The following is an 18,524-nucleotide window of genomic DNA, read 5'->3' as shown; positions in this document are numbered from 1 at the left end:
AATACTAAAAAGATGAAAAAATACGGATTACTGGGCTATCCACTGACCCACTCGTTTTCGAAACGGTTTTTTACTGAAAAATTTGAAACGGAGAAGATCGATTCAACCTACGAGAACTTTGAGATCGACAGCATCGATAAATTTCCCGATGTAGTAAAAAACAATCCGGAGGTAGTTGGCTTTAATGTGACCATTCCGTATAAAGAGCAGGTAATAAGGTTTCTCAACGAGCTAAACGATTCAGCACGCGAGATTGGTGCCGTGAACACCATTCGTGTGAATCGCTCGGGCGAAAATATTTACCTGAAAGGATTCAATACCGACACACACGGTTTTGAAACTTCATTACGTCCCTTGTTAAAAGAATACCACACCAAGGCCTTGATACTTGGAACAGGTGGTGCGTCAAAGGCTCTGAAGTTTGTACTGAATAATCTTGGTATCGAATATATTTCAGCTTCAATAGAAGAATTGCATGAAAATGAGATACGTTACGAGGACATCGACAAACAAATGATGAAAGAGCGTTTGCTGATTATCAACGCCACACCGCTGGGAACTTATCCCAAAGTGGATACATTCCCGAACATACCTTACGAATACATCACAAAAAAACATTTGCTGTTCGACCTTGTTTACAATCCGGAAGAGACACAGTTTATGGCCAAAGGAAAAGCCCATGGAGCAACCGTGAAAAACGGTTACGAAATGTTGCTGAACCAGGCTTTAAAAGCTTACGAAATCTGGAATAGCGAAGAATAGTAGTGTAATGTTCGTTCAAATTTCAGTGAAATTTCATCCCCCTAAATCCCCCTTCGAAGGGGGAAGCGACGAAGGAGCGGGGATGAAAAATACATTAAACTTTACATATTAAAGTTAAAAGTCGCAGTATTTAGTGTTTCATTTGTAGCTTGAGACTTGCAGTTTGCAGCTAATATCTATGGAGAAAAAAAAGATACTTTTCGTTTGTTTGGGTAACATTTGTCGCTCGCCCAGTGCCGAAGCAGTTTTTACCGGTGTTGTAAAAAAGCACGGTAAATCGAATGGATTTGAGATCGATTCGGCCGGAACATCCGGCTGGCATGCCGGCGAACCAGCCGACCGGCGCATGCAAACGCACGCGGTTAAACGAGGCTACAACCTGACCAGTATCAGCCGTAAATTCAATCCGCATTCCGACTTTGATCACTTCGACATGATTATCGGGATGGACGATTCCAATGTGCAAAACCTGAAACAAATGGCACGTTCAGCAGCCGATCTCGACAAGATCTGCAAAATGACGGATTTTAGCCGTGAGTTTAATTACGATGAAGTTCCCGATCCTTATTATGGCGGGTCTGAAGGTTTCGAACTGGTGCTCGACCTGCTGGAAGATGCCTGCGAGGGGCTGTTGGAAAAGATTGAGAGTAAGGAAATTTGAATAGCATATTACACCGTACTTTAGTGCGGTGGTAGAATTATAACCTTTCAATGATTTTTCGGAAATTTTGTAGTTTGCAGTTTACACAATTTCCGAAAAATCAAACGAAATATAACTTGTTCATCAACGCCGCACTAAAGTACGGCACAATAAATAGTTGATATCAAGTTCTTTATTGTTTTACTCGAAATGATACAGGAAATTCACCAGTGCGTCGTAAGCCGGTTTCTTTTCGCCTTCAATATCCACAACAATTTTAACCTGAACACGTGCAATTCCCCTGAGGTTTTTGATATCGTTTAGCGAAACAGTCGCACGAATCCGGTCGTTCACCTTCACCGGTGCCTGGAAACGCAGGTTTTCGATCCCGTAATTCACAATCATTTTCACATTGTTCACCTCAACTACGTTGTACCACAAATAAGTCAGCATCGACAACGAAAGGTAACCATGTGCAATGGTTGTACCGAATGGCGATTCTTTGGCTGCACGCTCCGGATCAGTGTGTATCCACTGGTGGTCCATAGTGGCTTCAGCAAACTTGTTGATTTGCTCCTGTGTGATCTGAACATAATCAGACACGCCAATAATTTCTCCTTTGAGGGCTTCAAACTCTTCGTAACTGTTAATAATTCGCTTTGACATAAAATTGAAAATTGATGCGCCAAGTTAAGCCTTTTTGAAGGTAATGAGCTGCATTTCTTTTAAAGATTGCAAGTTTTTAAAAAGCCTTCCTCGTTATTAATAGAATTTTAAGCCGTTGTGTTCTAAATTTAGAAGGATAAAAAATAGTCGAATATATTTTTAACCTTTGCGCCAGATAAACGATTATGAGAAATTTTCTGAAAAGCACCACTTTTCTGGCGATACTCGCTTGCTGGTTGTGGTCAACCGCCTTTGTTGGGGTAAAAATCGGATTAACCTATCACACACCACTCCAGTTTGCAGGTATTCGATTCTTTATTTCGGGAATTCTTATTTTCCTCTATTTCGGGAAACCGGCCCGCTACTTTGCCCAGTTAAAAGCGAACATCAGGTTTATTTTGCTCCTTTCGCTGGTTCAGACAGTCATTCAATATTCGCTTTTTTATTCGGGGCTGAACCTGGTACCCGGTTCGCTGGCAGCTATGATCATTGGTTCCCAACCACTTTTCATTGCACTGGTAGCGCACTATACTTTCAGCAACGATAAAATGACACTAATGAAAACCGGAAGCATCCTCATCGGTGTAGCCGGCATTGCAGTGATCACAATCGGGCGTTCGCAAGTGGAAATGAAAGGTGCCCTCGAGTGGATCGGGATTGGCTTGCTGCTGGTTAATAACCTGGTTGCCGGAACCACCAACGTTATGGTAGCTAAATACTCAAAAGGAATTTCGCCCGCTGTTCTTAGCTCCACCTCACTGATGATCGGAGGTTTTGTATTGTCCATAATTTCTGTACCGATTGAAGGAGTTCACCTTGGCCCCTTCCCGCCAAAATACTGGTATGCGCTGGCTTGGCTAAGTTTCTTATCGGCTGCGGCTTTTACAATATGGAACACCATTTTAAAACGCCCGGGCGTTAAAGTTTCATTGCTGAATGTGTGGAAATTTCTGATCCCTGTTTCGGGTGCAGCCTTAAGCTGGTTATTAATTGCCGACGAAAAACCGGATGTGCCCTCATTAATCGGAATGGGTATAATTGCGCTTTCGTTGTTGAGCCTGAACTATGCCAACCGAAAGGCACTAAAAGAAAAACCGGCTACAAAGTAACCGGTTCAACTATTTTATCTCTTTTTAGTATTTATTCTTCCAGCACCAGCAATTCAATTTTTCTGAAATCGGTTGGTGAGCTTTCCGCCTGAATAGAAATAGTTCCTTTCGAAATAATCAGATTCCCGTCTTCCGGAATCAGTTTCTTTGCATATTCATCGCGAGGATCATACTGTGGTTCAGTATATGATAATACTTCTTCACCATTCACAAAATGACGAACTACCTCTCCTCCATGTACCTCCACTTCAACTGTCACCCACTGATCTCCATGAAAAGTCTTAGAATCCGAGCTCATACAATGTTGTTCGGTCAAAACGCCATCCATAACAATGTTAGTTCCCGGTGTGCACACATTCATCGTTGGTCGGTCATCAGTTCCATTTCCTCCAAGCAGTTGCACTTCAATTGAAGTTGGAAAATCCTGATTGAGTTCCATCGATTGGGCACTTTGCCCGTGCAACATAAGTCCGTTATTCCGGTATGCCCAACCCGGGCCATTGGCTACCTGCTCACCTACAAAACGGTACTCTACACGCAACTTGTAATGCGAAAACATTCGATCATAAAACATGTGGCCGAATTTTCCGTTCCATTCTTCCCAGTTATCGTACGAAACACGCAGCAAGCCATCTTCAACCCGAAAAGTGTTGTTATAATTCACGCCCAATTCTTCTCCTTTAAATTTGATATCCCAATTGTTTAGGTCCTTACCATTAAAAAGCTGAATCCAGGCTTCGAAAGATTTTTCTTCGGTTTGCTTTTGCTTTACTTTTACCTGACAGCCAAGCAGGCTAATAGCCATTACCAGAATTAAAATGTTGTTTCTTAGAAATTTCATAATGTTTATTCGATTTAGTTGTACTCCGGTAAAGGTAAAATATTTTTCATCAAAATTTAATTTAACCATTTGGTTAAACTTTTTAGTCAATTTCCTTGCATGTTAATTTCTATTGTCATAATTTTGACCATCTGGTTAAACCAATAAGTTAATTTCACAAAAAATGAACGATATAAAAAAAGACAATACAGAAGAAAAAATCCTGGTTGCCGCTCAGAAGGTGTTCATCGAAAAAGGCATGGACGGAGCACGCATGCAGGAGATTGCGAATGAAGCTGGTATAAATAAGGCACTGTTGCACTACTATTTCAGAACCAAACAAAAGTTGTTCGAAGCGATTTTTAAAATGGTTTTTCGCAATATTCTGCCCAACCTGATGGAAATGGTGTACTCGGATTTACCCATCGAAACTAAACTGGAACGTTTTATCGAAGGTTACATCGACATGCTTTGGAAGAATCCTTTCGTTCCGACTTTCATACTCAAAGAAATGAATCGCGATCCGCAGTTTTTGGCCACCACAATTCAAGGCAGCGGGATCAGGCCCGATGAAATTATTGCCATGTTCAAACGCGAAATGGAGGCCGGAAATATCCGCAAAATGGATCCGCGCGATCTGCTGGTAAATATCCTGTCGATGAGCATTTTCCCTATCGCGGCCAAACCACTGCTTTCCATCATGTTCTTCGACAGCAATTCAGCTGAATACAGCACCTTTATTTCGAACCGAAAAAAAACAGTTAAAGAGTTCATTCTTAATTCAATTAAGCCATGAGAAGATTACTTATACTATGCGGATTGTTCCTTTCAGGAGCGGTGACAGCACAGCAGGTTTCACTCGACTCCTGCTACGTCTGGACCCGAAACAATTATCCCAACCTAAAAAAATCGGGCATTTGGGAACAGATTTCAAGCCTGAAAAAGGACAACCTGAAAACAGCTTACTATCCGCAAATAACATTGAAAGGGCAAGCAACCTATCAATCGGATGTTACCAAAGTGGAAGCACAAAACCTTCCGATTGGCATTCCTCCCATTTCGAAGGACCAGTATAAAGCCTATGCCGAATTGCAGCAAAGTATTTGGGATGGCGGCATTTCGAAAGCCAGTTCCGAACTGGAAGAAGTTATTTTACAAAACAACCTTTCGCAGCTTGAAGTTGAAGTTTACAAACTGAACGAGCAAGTTTCTCAAGCCTTTTTCACTGCTCTTGCCATCCGCCAACAGCAGCTGGTAATAGCAGCCCAAATAGAAGTACTTCGCGAAAAATTGAAGTCGGTAAATTCCGGAATCGAGAACCAGGTTACAGAAAAATCGGCCGCCTGGGAAATGGAAGCAGAAATACTTCAACTCGAACAGAGCGAGGTGCAGTTACAGGCCAGCGAATCGACAGCCTTAAACGTACTATCGATCCTCACCGGAAGACCTATCTCGAATACCTCGGAACTTACTTTTTCTGAAAAAAAGGCCAGCGAACCGTCCATTCTTCACCGGCCTGAGATGGCATTGTTTTCCACACAACGCACGCAGCTTGAAAAACAGGCTGATGTGCTTGGAAAAAGTCGTAATCCAAAGCTCTTTGGATTTGGCCAGGCAGGTTACGGACGTCCCGGGTTGAACATGCTGAATGACAATTTCGATACCTACTACCTGGTTGGAGTTGGCGTGTCGTGGAATGCATTCGACTGGAAAAAAACCAGCCGCGAAAAACAAATGCTGCAATTGCAATCGGAAATGGTCGACCGACAGGAAGAAACATTTAACCAGAACATCGAACTTCTGCTGGCTCAGCAAAGCGAACAAATCAGCAAACTGGAAAAACTGGTGGAAACCGATAATAAAATGCTGGCACTCAGAAGCGACATCGTCAGCAGTTCGTCCTCAAAGCTGGAAAACGACATGATCACCACGGCCGATTACATCCGTGATGTTCAGGCAGAAACCATTGCGAAATTGAACCGGGAGATCCACCGGATTCAATTGAATGAAGCACGTGAAAAATACCAGCTCATCCAGGGAAAAATAATCGACGGCGTGGCTGAACTACTTCCAAATGAATAACACGAAAAATTGATAAAACACGATACGATGAAACAAAATTTAATTATGGTAATACTGTCGTTGCTGCTGTTCAGTTGCAGCAACACCGAAGAAAAATCAGATGCCTTCGGAAATTTCGAAGCTGATCCTGTGATCATCTCATCCGAATCAGCCGGAAGAGTGCTTGAACTAAACATCGATAAAGGACAAACCATCGAAAAAGGGACTAAGGCTGCTCTGATCGATACCGTTCAGATGAGTTTAAAACTGAAGCAGATTGATGCTCAAAAAGCTGCTGTTGTTGCGAAGCGACAATCGATACAATCGCAGGTGAGCGTTTTTGAAGAACAGATTAAAAACCTGCGGACCAACGAAGATCGCATCCGGCGAATGCTTAAAGATGGTGCCGCCACGCAAAAGCAACTCGACGATATAACCGGACAAATAAGCGTGCTGGAACGCCAGATCGAAAATACACGCACGCAATATATTTCGGTCAATAAAGAATTGGAGGTACTTGATGCACAACAGGATGCCACAAAAGATCTGCTTAACCGTTGTACGATTGTAGCTCCGGTTAATGGTACAATTCTGGAAACCTATATTGAACAGGGCGAAATGGCAAGTCCCGGAAAACCGTTGTTCAAAATTGCAGATTTGGAACATCTGACCCTGAAAGTTTATGTGAGCGGAGCGCAACTTCCCAAGGTAAAAATTGGTCAGGAAGTTATTGTTCTGATCGATAAATCGGCTACTGAAAATCAGACACTCTCCGGGAAAGTCGACTGGATTTCTTCAGAAGCTGAATTCACGCCCAAAATTATTCAAACCAAGGAAGAACGTGTAAAACTGGTGTATGCGGTTAAAGTGCTTGTTAAAAACGACGGCACCTTAAAAATCGGAATGCCGGGAGAAATTAGTTGGCAGTGAACAGTCGCAGTTGACAGTCACAGTGAACAGTCACAGTGAACAGTCACAGTCGCAGTTGACAAGTTTCAGTAGTAAGAACCAAAATAAAAATTTCGAAATGGATTTTAAAGAATTAATAGTATATCAAAAGGCTTTTAAATTGGCCATGGATATTTTCGAGGTTTCAAAATCATTTCCAAAAGAAGAAAAATATTCCTTGACTGATCAAATTCGAAGATCTTCACGTTCAACATGTACCAACACTGCTGAAGCGTACAGAAAAAGACGATATCCGAAACACTTTATTAGCAAGCTTTCTGACTCCGATGGTGAAAATAGCGAAACCGCATCGTGGCTGGATTTCGCGCACGCATGTAATTATATTACTGATGACACTCACCAAAAATTTTACAATGAATGTGTAGAAATAGGGAAACTTTTAAACTACATGATGAACAATCCAGAAAAATTTGGAAGCAGCAAAGTACTTGACTGAAAACTGAGACTGAGACTGTAAACTATAGGCATGATACAAGTCAAAAATATATCAAAACATTACGACGAAACGGAAGCATTAAAAAATGTTTCGCTACACGTGGAGAGAGGTGAGCTCTTCGGACTGATTGGCCCGGACGGGGCAGGAAAAACCACACTGATGCGCATCCTGATGACCTTATTACTGGCAGACTCCGGCGAAGCCAAAATGGACGGGCTGGATGTGGTAAAGAATTTCAAAAAGATACGAAACATTGTGGGTTACATGCCCGGGCGTTTTTCGTTGTACCAGGATTTGAGTGTAGAGGAGAACCTCAACTTTTTTGCTACTGTTTTTGGCACCACCGTTGAAGAAAATTACGAACTCATCCGCGATATTTATTACCAGATAGAACCTTTTAAGACCCGTCGTGCCGGGAAACTTTCAGGTGGAATGAAACAAAAACTGGCTTTATCCTGCGCACTTATTCATAAGCCAAAGATTCTTGTTCTCGACGAACCAACCACCGGTGTCGATGCAGTTTCGCGAAAGGAATTCTGGGAAATGCTGAAAAAGCTCCAGAAGCAGGACATTACGATAATGGTTTCAACGCCCTACATGGACGAAGCCAACCTCTGCGACCGGGTGGCATTGATACAAAACGGACAAATCCTCGATGTAGATAGTCCGCAGAATATCACTTCGAAATTCCCAAAAAAAATTATTCGGGTTCGCTCACAGGAAATGTTTCGTTTGATTAACGATCTGCGTGCTTTTGAAAAAACTGAATCTGCATTTGCATTTGGACAGTTTGTGCATTTCACCGGGAAAAACAATGCGGTTGAAAGCGCTGAACTGAAAGAATACCTTGAAAAGCTAAACCACAAAAGCATTCTTGCTGAAGAAGTAGAACCGGATATTGAAGATGTATTTATGAGCATGCAGGAACAGTCTCAGTGAGCAGTCTCAGTGAGCAGTGGATTCTACTTCATAAAACATGAATAGTAAAATAAAATAATCATTATGGATTTTAAAGAATTGATAGTCTATCAAAAAGCGTTTAAACTCGCCATGGATATTTTTGAGATATCGAAAACTTTCCCGAAAGAAGAGCGATATTCACTCACAGATCAGATTCGTAGATCTTCAAGATCAACATGTACCAACACTGCTGAAGCATACAGAAAAAGACGATATCCGAAACACTTTCTTAGCAAGCTTACCGACTCTGATGGTGAAAATAGCGAAACAGCTTCATGGCTCGATTTTGCATATGCGTGTAAATATATTGACAATGATACTCACCAGAAATTCTATAATGAATGTGTGGAAATCGGGAAACTTTTAAACTATATGATGAACCACCCGGAGAAATTCGGAAGTAGCAAAGTGCTGGACTGAAAACTGAGACTGAGACTGAAAACTATTTAGATGGAGAAAATTATAACCGTAAACAACCTGGTAAAAAAGTTTGGCTCTTTTACCGCCAACGACAACCTTACTTTCGATGTGTACAAGGGTGAGATCTTTGGATTTCTGGGTGCCAACGGAGCCGGTAAAACTACGGCGATCAGGATTTTATGTGGTTTGTCCTCCCCCACTTCCGGTGAAGTAAAGGTGGCAGGATTCGATATTTATCGTGAAACCGAAAAGATCAAAAAAAACATTGGTTATATGAGTCAGAAATTTTCGCTGTACGAAGACCTGACCGTTGCCGAGAACATCAGGTTGTATGCCGGCATTTACGGGATTTCGCCAAAAAAGCGAAAGGAAAAAATGGCAGAACTGCTGCAGAAGCTGGAAATGGAAAGTGCAAAGAATAAGTTGATTGCCGGATTGCCATTAGGTTGGAAGCAGAAACTGGCTTTTTCCGTGGCCATTTTTCATGAGCCTAAAATTGTTTTTCTTGATGAACCAACCGGCGGTGTCGATCCGGTGACGCGTCGCAAATTCTGGGACCTGATTTACGAAGCCGCGAATAACGGAATTACGGTTTTTGTTACCACTCACTACATGGATGAAGCCGAATACTGCGACCGCGTATCGATTATGAACGCCGGGAAAATTGAGGCGCTGGATACGCCGGAAGAACTTAAGAAAAGGTACAATGCCAAAAATATGGATGAAGTGTTTTTGAAAATAGCTCGCTAGCTGCGAGCATTGAGCCACGAGCTACGAGCCTAAAAAGCTCGCCACTCGTAGCTCGAAGCTAAAAACATTAAAAATGAAACAACTCAGATCATTTATAAAAAAGGAATTCTTTCACATTTTCCGCGACCCGCGGACGATGATCATTTTGTTTGGAATTCCGATCGCTCAGTTACTGATATTCGGGACCGTGATCAAGAACGAAATCAAGGATGTGCACATTGCCATTTTCGACCAGTCGAAAGATGAAACCACCCTTGAGATCACTAATAAAATTTTGTCATCGGGCTACTTTCTACTCGACGAAAACCTTGAAAACACCAAGGATATTGAAACGATTTTCAAAAAAGGGAAAGTAAGACAGGTAATTGTTTTCGAGAGTAAATTCGGAGAAAAACTCATTAAGGAAGGCAAAGCCGGAGTACAACTGATCGCCGATGCGTCGGATCCTAACGTGGCGCGCCTGGTAAATTCCTATACTACTGGAATTATAAACGACTACATTAAAAAAATGTACCCGAACTTGAAGTTGCCCATGCAGATAGAACCTGAGATACGTATGTTTTTTAACGAAGAAATGCAAAGTGCCTACCTGTTTGTACCGGGCGTTATGGCATTGATCCTGATGTTGATATCGGCCATGATGACCTCTATTTCAATCACCCGCGAGAAAGAAATGGGGACCATGGAAATTCTCCTGGTTTCACCACTGCGACCTGCACAGATCATCGTAGGCAAAGTAATTCCCTACCTTTTGCTGTCCATTGCCAATGCGTTTGTTATTGTACTCATCGGGCACTTCATTTTTAAAGTACCCATTATGGGAAGCTTTATTTTGCTGATGTTCGAAACCATACTTTTTATTTTGATGGCGCTTTGCCTGGGTATCCTCATCTCAACCGTTGCCAAAAACCAGATGGTGGCCATGTTTATCTCAATGATCGGATTAATGCTTCCAACCATTATCCTGTCCGGATTTATCTACCCCATCGAAAATATGCCGACTGCCTTGCAGATTCTTAGTCATGTTATGCCAGCCAGGTACTTTGTTACCATTATCCGGGCCATCATGTTAAAAGGTGTAGGTATTTTATTTGTATGGAAAGAAACATTGACTCTAATAGGAATGACCCTGTTTTTTATTGCCCTGAGTGTGAAGAAATTTAAAATAAGATTGGAATAGACATAAGCCGCGAGTCACGAGTTACGAGCTATTAGTTAAGGGATGAAATTTATTACTCAATAAAAATAGAATCATGAAAAATTTCAAAAATCTCGAAATTTGGCAGAATGGAATTGAGTTGGTAGTTGATGTATATAAGAAAACGGAATCCTTTCCAAATGAAGAAATTTACGGTATTACGAGCCAAATCAAACGTTCGGCAGTTTCAATACCCTCCAACATCGCTGAAGGTTCAGGACGAGGTAGTAATAAAGATTTTAATCGGTTTCTCGATGTTGCTCTTGGTTCATCTTTTGAACTCGAAACTCAATTAATAATTGCAAACAGATTGAAATTCTTGAATGATGAAAATTTCAGACTGCTAAATGACCAGATAGATTCGGAGCAAAAAATGATCATTGGATTACAAAAAAGTCTGAAGTAGAAATCTTAACACGCGGCTCGCGGCTCGTGGCTCGTGACTCGTGACTAAAACTTGAAGCTAATTTATGCGAACAATACTCTACATACTTCAAAAAGAATTCCGGCAGATATTCCGGAACAAAACCATGCTGCCGATGATCTTCGGTATGCCACTGCTGCAATTGCTGATACTGGTTTTTGCTGCTACATTCGAGATGAAATCAATCGATATGGTAGTGGTAGACAAGGACCTTTCGGAAACTTCGCGCGAACTGGTGGCTAAGTTTGATGCCATCCCTTTTTACAATCTCGAACTTGCCGTCCCGGATGAAACGATAGGGGAAGACATGCTGCTTAGCGGCGATGCCGATGTTATTCTGGTAATTCCGCCCAACATGGAACGAAATCTTGTTCGCGACGATGAAGCTCAACTTCAACTCCTGATTGATGCCATTGACGGTAACTCCGCGCAACTGATCTATTCCTACTCCTCGCGAATAATTGGTAATTTCAACCAACACCTGATTGCCGAATGGAAGGGATTACCAGAATTTACTCCACCTACCGAAGTACAAATCAGCGAAAGCTACTGGTACAATCCCGAACTCGATTACCACTGGTTTATGGCACCGGGCATTCTGGCGGTTCTGGTCACGGTAATCGGAATGTTCCTGTCGGGAATGAACCTGGTGCGCGAAAAGGAAATTGGCACCATCGAACAACTGAATGTTACGCCGATAAAAAAATACCAGTTTATAATTGGCAAACTGGTTCCCTTCTGGGTCATTGCCTTGTTCGACCTTTCGTTCGGATTGTTTATCGCCTGGATGGTGTTCGATTTGGAAATTGTAGGGAACTTGCTTGTTTTGTTTGCTTTTGCCAGCGTTTTTCTGCTTGGTGCACTGGGGTTGGGCCTGTTTATTTCAACCGTTAGCGATACGCAGCAACAGGTAATGCTGATCAGTTTCTTTTTTATGATGGTGTTTATCATGATGGGGGGTATTTTTACGCCGGTTGAAAGTATGCCTCATTGGGCACAAGTTCTCGACCGGGCCAATCCGATGTACTATTTCATGAAGATCATGCGGCATGTCGTATTAAAAGGCTCCGGCTTTTTCGACCTGATTGAAGAATTTATTTCATTACTGATTCTGGGGCTGACATTCTTAAGTCTGGCTATCTGGAGGTACAGGAAAACAAGCTAATTGCTGTTTTCAATCGCAGTAGCAACTATGCATACTTCGCTCGAAGCTCTATTTTCAAGGTTCGTTGACTGACGCCAGCTCCATTAGTTTCAGGGTGGTTTTCCAGTTTCGGGTAGTGGCCGTAACTTTTAGCTGGCTTTCAATAAAATTATTGTTGAGCTTGGTTTTACCATAACCTTTTAGACAATACAAATAAACCGCCTCATCGGAAAATACAATTTCTTCCTGCTCCGTTTTCTTTGCCCGAATTGCTGCTTCATCAAATGAAACCGGTTTTTGAGCCAGAAAAGTAACGTGGAGAAAGCTCGTGTCTTTTTCTGGTTCGCTGGTAAATGTATTCGCTGAAATAATGTTCCTGAGTTTTTCACCGGTGATAACCAGAACCGGAACATCGAAACCAAAATCGGCTTTGATCTTTTCATGAATCAGCTCTTCCAACACTTTTGTTTCTTCCGTTTTATATTGAAATACAATGTTCCCGCTTTGTATATATGTAAGAACTCTCCTAAAACTCAGTTGCGACAAACTGTTTCTTAAAGCTTCCATTTTTATGATCTTCTGACCACTAACATTAATTCCGCGCAGAATACAGATGTAGGTATTCATTGATATTTCGTTTGGTGTTCAAGTTAAATCCACTCAATTATCGCATTTTCATAACACACTCCCGACCATATTGTTGAACAGAATCTGCCGGTGTTAGCTTAGCATTTCCAAATGTTTTGCCGTAACTTTAAGTATAGGCTCTGCATACTTTCGGTAAAAGTACCGGATTGATACTTCCATCGGACTAAAAACCAAAAATCTTTGATCATGGAAAAGCGGCCACTGAAGTTTGTTCTGATCAATCCGACCTCCCCACTCTGGCGTGTTAATTCCAACCAAAAACCCGTAAATCACAGTGTCTTTCGTTTTTCAATGCTTCCCAGTTTGTACGTCGCTGCGTCTTTGCCACGCCATGTTCAAACTCAGATTATTGACGAAGATGTGGAGCCCATTGATTTTGATACAGACGCTGACATCATCGGAGTCTCATTTATGACTTACAACGCACCGCGCGCCTACGAAATTGGAGATCGTTTCAGAGCGAAAGGAAAAGCGGTGATCTTTGGCGGTTATCACCCATCTTTTATGCCTGAAGAAGCTATTCAACATTCCGATGCGGTTTGCATTGGCGAGGCAGAATACAACATCCCAAACATGATCGCTGATTTCCAGAATGGCGGACTGCAACAATTTTATAAAAGCGAGTTGGTTGATCTGGCCGACCTACCTCACCTCAACCGAAATCTGATAAAAAGAAATGCCTATGTTACTCCAAACGCCATGCAGGCCACCCGAGGTTGTGTGCATCATTGCGAATTCTGTTCGGTGGCCTCGTTTAACCGCTACAAAATAAGAACTCGTCCCATTGGTGACGTAGTCAAAGAACTCGGCACACTTGGGCGCTATGTACTTTTTATGGACGATAATATTATTCTGAACAAAGCCTACGCAAAAGAATTGTTTAAAGCGATGATCCCACTGAATAAACGGTGGTTCAGCCAGTGCGGGATTGGTATTGCAGAAGATGAAGAACTGCTGCGCCTCGCTTTTCAAAGCGGTTGCCGTGGACTCTTTATCGGATTTGAATCGTTGTCGGAACAAACGCTTAGCGCCTATCAAAAACATTGTAACCGCCAGAAAGATTACCTGGATATTGTAAAACGGATTCATGCTGCAGGAATTGGAATTTGCGCCGGTTTTGTATTTGGAAGCGATGAAGACGGGCCCGATGTTTTTGAAAATACGCTGGAATTTCTGCAAAAATCGAACATGGATGCTTTGCAATCCACGCGTCTGACTCCCTTCCCGGGAACTCCGCTTTTTAACCGCATGGATGAAGAAGGCCGTATTCTGGATAAAGACTGGAGCCACTACGACTTTTTTCATGTTGTTCACCAACCCAAACAACTGAGTGCAGCCACCTTACATGAAGGAACTGCCTGGTTGCAACGCGAGTTTTACAGCTATCCTAGTATTTCAAGAAGGATGTCGAAAGCATTCAGCTATTTATCGCCTGAAACCCTATTAAAAGCTGTGATACCGCTGAATTTGGGATGGCGCTTTAAACTTACCAGTTACGGGGCTTTTAAAATGGGTAATTACCTCGAAAAAGAACAGCTGGCCTGAGTTGCAGCTTAAAGTTCAATTTTTACAAACAATGCCGGAGTAAACGGAACTGCGTCGGCATAAATTCCAACGAGGCTGATTTCATCGATTGTTGAAATGCGCAGATTTGAATACTTGATGTTATCGGTGTTAAAAACATTCAGAACCGAGATGCCTGCTTCGGCCCTCACCTTTCCCGGCTTGAATTTGTATACCAACGAAGCATCTGCCCTATTGTATGGCTGATTTAGTTTTACCCCCTCTTGTGTTTCAATATCAAACCGTTCGAATCCAGACCCATACACATAGTTTGCCGAAAAATAAAAACGCTTGTAATTTACTATCCCGGCAACTTTTAATTCGTGCTTCTGTTGCTGCGGAGCCGGTTGATAGTATTCGTTTACGTAAAATGGAAAATGTTCCTTTGTTTCGCTCAACGTGTACGAGATCCAGGCCATGTGCCTTTTGTATTCCTTTTTCACAAAGATATCGATGCCGTAACTTTTTGCATTCCCCTGGTAAAATCCTTCATCGAATTTTCGGTTACTGCTAAAGTATCGATTTAATCCGTCGGTGGTTTTATAGAAGGATTCCGCACTTGCAGTAAAACCATCTTTGTTGTATGAAACTCCTGCCACAATATGTTCCGAATTCAATACTTCAATTTGTTCGCCGTCGGCATTCATCCAAAATGTTGCAAAATTACCGGAGCTGTCCAATAAAGTTGTTTTTGAAGTAAACTGGTTGTAGAGTCCCCATGCAGCATTAAATTTTACACCTTCCGCAATATCAACAGAAGCCGAAACCCGGGGCTCAAAATATATCTTATCGAGCTTACTTGCATATGTGGCCCTGATGCCGGTTTTTAGCTCCAGCAAATCAAAAAGCGGAATTTCATCCTGCACATAAGCAAATAACCGTGGCATTTTATTATCAAGATTCAAACTATTTTCATCCTGAATTTCCCGAGATAATTGCACCCGGTTATCGGTAACACCAGCAGCAAGCAATAGTTTATGGCCCTTTTCGAAATTGAGCGAGTGTTCTGCCTTTAAACGTATTTCATTAACACTGTTATCTGAATTTATCCGGCGCGATGTTCCGCCAATTCCACCTTGGGAACGCCCTGCAGAATCCAGCTCAAACGATATTTGTTCGAAAGCAGAATAAGCCACCATAAAATTGGTAACATCGCCGTTGTCCCAGGGCTGGCTTAGCTGTATTGATCCGCCGTACTGCCGGTTCTCTTCTTTTTCTGTTCGGATAATCAAAAATTTCGAAACCTCCCGCTCGGCGTTGTACTTAAATTCATCACCTCCGCCATACAAACTCACGGCAAATCGACTGCCATCATCTCCCCGAAACGTATATTTCAGATTCGCATCACGAAAAAAATAATCGGGTTTTACTGCGTAGTTAAATGTTTGTACTCCTGAACCAGTGTTTCCGTTGCCGGCTCCGGGATTTCCATTGTCTCTTTTTCTGAAAAGCGAAAGTTCTGTAGGATCATAAAGTTGGTAATACGTTTGACGGTAGGCCGCCATCAATGACGATTTTTTTGAAAGCGGCAGTTGAAGCATAGAATTCACCGTAGTGGAATTCAAAGTAACTGATAAGGTAGGCTTCAACATAGTGCCGTCCTTTCCGGCAATATCAACAATACCACCAACACGGCCACCATACCTCGCATCGTAGCCACCCTTCATCACTTCAATATTTTTTACCATTTGTGGATTGACTACAGAAATATTATCGTTAAAATTTTTCAAGCCGAATAAGATAAAACCATCAAACTGAATTTTGCTGTGACTTTCGTAGGCACCCCAGATCATCAGGTCGTTCGATTGTTCGCCTGCAGCCAGTATTCCGGGCATTAAACGCAACAAAGTGAATACCGAATTATCGCCATGTCCCGGTAAAATTGGAGCAATCTGGTGGTTTATTTTCATGCGGCCGGCACGGTCGCCAATCAGCGTTGATTTTTCGATCGGGTTGCTGATCACTTCAACTTCATCGATTCGTTCAAGTTGCGGCGTGAGGTAAAATTTTCGATTGATGCTCCGTGTAAGCAAGGTGTCGTATATAAAAAAACCAAGGTGCGAGATCTGAAGATTAAACGATGTATCAGCCGATGCTATAAAATTGAAATGTCCCTGCTGATCAGCCTGAACCGATTTTCGGTTGATCAGAATGTAAGAATATGGCAGTGGCTCTTCAGTAAAAGCTTCGAGCACCTGCCCCGAAATAGTTGTTACATAATTTCCAGGTTCCTCTTTCTGTTGCGGAATAATCAGGAATACATCGTTCGACCGTTCTACGTCAAGGGGAAGGTTTTTAACCAGGTATTTCAGCGTTTCTTCTTTCGTCGAAAATGTGCGGTTAACGGTAACCGTATATTTCGAAAGTAAATCGCTGTCGTAAGCAAACTGAAAGCCATAGTTTTCCTTTAAATCAAGCAGTACCTGATTTAAGGCTGTTTTTCGTACACTTACTGTTATTTTCTCCGGTGTTTGCGCTGCTACCTGAAAAGCAAGTAACAAAAGAAGCACCGGTACTAAATACCTCAACATTAACTTTTTTCGACAACTAAATATACATTTTCCGATTGTTTTACAAACTTCAGGTTCATCGGTTTGCAAACATAATCCAGCACCTCTTCAACGCTGTGTTTCTTCGAAAAATTGCTTCCAAAGTTGCGATTATTCAGTTTCGGATCCAACTGAATGGTAACGGCATACTGACGTTCAATCTCATCAATCACTTCTTTCAGAGGTTGCCCGGCAAAAAAGAACTGGCTGTTTTTCCAACCAATGGCTTTTTCCACCTCAAACATTTTTTTAACCACCAGTTTTCCCTTCTCGAGTTCGGCATGGTTGTTTGGAAGCAAAATTACATTTTCGTCACTACCCGTGCTAACTTTCACTTTTCCGGTTAGGCAGGTAACCCGGTACTGCTCGTCGCGGGCGTATACATTAAACGAAGTCCCCAGTACAAGTGTGGTTCCCTCTTTTGAAACCACATAAAATTTCTTTCCTTTTGAAACATTGAAATAAGCTTCACCTTCAAGCTTTACTTTTCGTTCCAGTTTCCATTTCAGGGGGTAGTAACTCAGTTTCGATGCTGCATTGAGTTCCACAGTAGAACCATCTCTCAGTTGAACCATTCTGTGTTCTCCGGGCATAGTTTCAACCGTTTTATGGTAAGATGAAACAACTCCAAGCAACCCTACCAGTAAAATAAGTACAGCAGCAGCACTCCATTGCAGGATGCGTGCCCGCAGTGAAATCACTTCGGTTTTTGGTTGCCGGTTCATTTTTAGGCTGAGTTCGTTCCAAACCTCGTCCTGCGATTTTTTCCAGCTGATTTGTCCCTTTCCAAAAAGGAATTTTTCCGGATCGTTTAAATGCTTGTTATGTATATTTTTTTCACTCATTAACTTTTAAGTTCAACTTTAGAAATTCCAATGCTTTATTCATCCTTTTTTCAACTGCCTTAACGCTTATTCCGCTTATTTCGGCAATTTCGTTGTATTTCAGGTTATCCACGCGGCTCATTAGAAAAACGGTCCGTTGTTTTTCGGGCATTGCTTCAAGAACTTTACTGTATTTCTGTTTCAACTGTTCGAACATCAGTTCCTCTTCGGGCGACAATGTTTTGCCGTTTACCTGATACGAATTAAAAAAGTTGAATGAACGTTGTTCTTTGCGGTAGTTTGAAATAAAAAGGTCGTTGGCAATTTTGTACAACAGGCCTTTTACTTGCGGAATGTTAATGTCGGCCTGCTTTTCCCAGATTTTCAGAAATGTTTCCTGTGCCAAATCGGTTGCCAGCTCAGTATTTCCTGAACGGAACAACAAATAATTTCGCACTTGCGCAAAATTTGCATCGAATAGCTCTTTAAATTCCTGCTGGGTCAAAATCCGGGTCAATCATTTAATTATCAAACAAAGATAATCCAGTTTTTTCGAAAAGAGAAGCACCCGCAGGATTGAT

The 18,524-nt window shown here is 42.0% G+C and carries 20 protein-coding genes; 14 read left to right on the top strand and 6 right to left on the bottom strand.

The genetic code is table 11. The annotated features are described in order from the left end of the window. The first annotated feature begins 12 nt into the window (after window positions 1-12). Window positions 13-762, top strand: a complete 750-nt coding sequence (locus HFD85_RS18805) for a shikimate dehydrogenase family protein (protein WP_167613368.1) — start codon at window positions 13-15, stop codon at window positions 760-762. 178 nt (window positions 763-940) lie between these two features. Further along, entirely contained in the window at window positions 941-1,423 is a 483-nt protein-coding gene (locus HFD85_RS18800) for a low molecular weight protein-tyrosine-phosphatase (protein ID WP_167613366.1), read from the top strand. 180 nt (window positions 1,424-1,603) lie between these two features. On the opposite strand, the gene HFD85_RS18795 is transcribed toward HFD85_RS18800, so the two are convergent. Then, window positions 1,604-2,068 (bottom strand): MaoC family dehydratase, encoded by a 465-nt coding sequence (locus HFD85_RS18795; protein ID WP_167613364.1) that lies wholly within the window; start codon window positions 2,066-2,068, stop codon window positions 1,604-1,606. Window positions 2,069-2,253: 185 nt separating this feature from the next. On the opposite strand from HFD85_RS18795, the gene HFD85_RS18790 reads away from it, so the two are divergent. Continuing rightward, complete coding sequence (locus tag HFD85_RS18790; RefSeq protein ID WP_167613362.1) at window positions 2,254-3,177, top strand: DMT family transporter; 924 nt, start codon at window positions 2,254-2,256, stop codon at window positions 3,175-3,177. Between the two features lie 31 nt (window positions 3,178-3,208). Here HFD85_RS18790 and HFD85_RS18785 read toward each other — a convergent pair whose 3' ends face one another. Next, entirely contained in the window at window positions 3,209-4,018 is an 810-nt protein-coding gene (locus HFD85_RS18785) for a 3-keto-disaccharide hydrolase (protein ID WP_167613360.1), read from the bottom strand. 163 nt (window positions 4,019-4,181) lie between these two features. Here HFD85_RS18785 and HFD85_RS18780 point away from each other — a divergent pair, with 163 nt between their 5' ends. The 10 genes from HFD85_RS18780 to HFD85_RS18735 all read left to right on the top strand — a co-directional run bounded on the left by HFD85_RS18780 (window position 4,182) and on the right by HFD85_RS18735 (window position 12,380). Beyond that, complete coding sequence (locus HFD85_RS18780) at window positions 4,182-4,793, top strand: TetR/AcrR family transcriptional regulator (protein ID WP_167613358.1); 612 nt, start codon at window positions 4,182-4,184, stop codon at window positions 4,791-4,793. Then, on the top strand, window positions 4,790-6,079 hold the full coding sequence (locus HFD85_RS18775) for a TolC family protein (protein WP_167613356.1): 1,290 nt from the start codon (window positions 4,790-4,792) through the stop codon (window positions 6,077-6,079). Before HFD85_RS18780 ends, HFD85_RS18775 begins: the two co-directional genes overlap by 4 nt. Before the next feature lie 27 nt (window positions 6,080-6,106). Beyond that, window positions 6,107-6,988, top strand: coding sequence for an HlyD family secretion protein (locus HFD85_RS18770; RefSeq protein WP_167613354.1), 882 nt, complete (start codon window positions 6,107-6,109; stop codon window positions 6,986-6,988). 97 nt (window positions 6,989-7,085) lie between these two features. Continuing rightward, the gene (locus HFD85_RS18765) at window positions 7,086-7,463 is read left to right on the top strand and encodes a four helix bundle protein (RefSeq protein WP_167613352.1); all 378 of its coding nucleotides are present in this window, start codon (window positions 7,086-7,088) and stop codon (window positions 7,461-7,463) included. 30 nt (window positions 7,464-7,493) lie between these two features. Further along, window positions 7,494-8,402 carry an ABC transporter ATP-binding protein gene (locus tag HFD85_RS18760; RefSeq protein ID WP_206082021.1) on the top strand — a complete coding sequence of 303 codons (909 nt, stop codon included), beginning with the start codon at window positions 7,494-7,496 and terminating at the stop codon, window positions 8,400-8,402. Between the two features lie 63 nt (window positions 8,403-8,465). After that, window positions 8,466-8,843: a four helix bundle protein gene (locus HFD85_RS18755; RefSeq protein ID WP_167613350.1), complete on the top strand. Its 378-nt coding sequence runs from the start codon at window positions 8,466-8,468 to the stop codon at window positions 8,841-8,843. A 30-nt stretch (window positions 8,844-8,873) separates the two neighbouring features. Then, entirely contained in the window at window positions 8,874-9,593 is a 720-nt protein-coding gene (locus tag HFD85_RS18750; protein ID WP_167613348.1) for an ABC transporter ATP-binding protein, read from the top strand. A gap of 73 nt (window positions 9,594-9,666) precedes the next feature. Next, window positions 9,667-10,773: an ABC transporter permease gene (locus HFD85_RS18745; protein WP_167613346.1), complete on the top strand. Its 1,107-nt coding sequence runs from the start codon at window positions 9,667-9,669 to the stop codon at window positions 10,771-10,773. A 73-nt stretch (window positions 10,774-10,846) separates the two neighbouring features. Continuing rightward, the gene (locus HFD85_RS18740) at window positions 10,847-11,197 is read left to right on the top strand and encodes a four helix bundle protein (RefSeq protein ID WP_167613344.1); all 351 of its coding nucleotides are present in this window, start codon (window positions 10,847-10,849) and stop codon (window positions 11,195-11,197) included. Window positions 11,198-11,261: 64 nt separating this feature from the next. Continuing rightward, window positions 11,262-12,380, top strand: coding sequence for an ABC transporter permease (locus HFD85_RS18735; protein WP_167613342.1), 1,119 nt, complete (start codon window positions 11,262-11,264; stop codon window positions 12,378-12,380). 54 nt (window positions 12,381-12,434) lie between these two features. Here the strand turns inward: HFD85_RS18735 and HFD85_RS18730 are convergent, their stop codons facing one another. Next, window positions 12,435-12,986, bottom strand: a complete 552-nt coding sequence (locus HFD85_RS18730; protein ID WP_167613340.1) for a DUF1697 domain-containing protein — start codon at window positions 12,984-12,986, stop codon at window positions 12,435-12,437. A gap of 207 nt (window positions 12,987-13,193) precedes the next feature. Here HFD85_RS18730 and HFD85_RS18725 point away from each other — a divergent pair, with 207 nt between their 5' ends. Then, entirely contained in the window at window positions 13,194-14,552 is a 1,359-nt protein-coding gene (locus tag HFD85_RS18725) for a B12-binding domain-containing radical SAM protein (protein ID WP_167613338.1), read from the top strand. A gap of 8 nt (window positions 14,553-14,560) precedes the next feature. On the opposite strand, the gene HFD85_RS18720 is transcribed toward HFD85_RS18725, so the two are convergent. Genes HFD85_RS18720 through HFD85_RS18710 form a run of 3 tightly spaced genes read right to left on the bottom strand, consistent with a single transcriptional unit; the run spans window position 14,561 to window position 18,460 of the window. Continuing rightward, window positions 14,561-17,101, bottom strand: coding sequence for a TonB-dependent receptor (locus HFD85_RS18720; protein WP_167613336.1), 2,541 nt, complete (start codon window positions 17,099-17,101; stop codon window positions 14,561-14,563). Then, complete coding sequence (locus tag HFD85_RS18715; RefSeq protein ID WP_167613334.1) at window positions 17,101-17,964, bottom strand: FecR family protein; 864 nt, start codon at window positions 17,962-17,964, stop codon at window positions 17,101-17,103. Before HFD85_RS18715 ends, HFD85_RS18720 begins: the two co-directional genes overlap by 1 nt. Continuing rightward, the gene (locus HFD85_RS18710) at window positions 17,957-18,460 is read right to left on the bottom strand and encodes an RNA polymerase sigma factor (RefSeq protein WP_240925078.1); all 504 of its coding nucleotides are present in this window, start codon (window positions 18,458-18,460) and stop codon (window positions 17,957-17,959) included. Before HFD85_RS18710 ends, HFD85_RS18715 begins: the two co-directional genes overlap by 8 nt. Window positions 18,461-18,524: the final 64 nt, after the last annotated feature.

Source organism: Maribellus sediminis (genome assembly GCF_011799805.1).
Taxonomy (GTDB): domain Bacteria; phylum Bacteroidota; class Bacteroidia; order Bacteroidales; family Prolixibacteraceae; genus Draconibacterium; species Draconibacterium sediminis_A.
The sequence above is the reverse complement of the archived record's forward strand: the minus strand, read 5'-3'. Positions and strand labels throughout refer to the sequence as shown.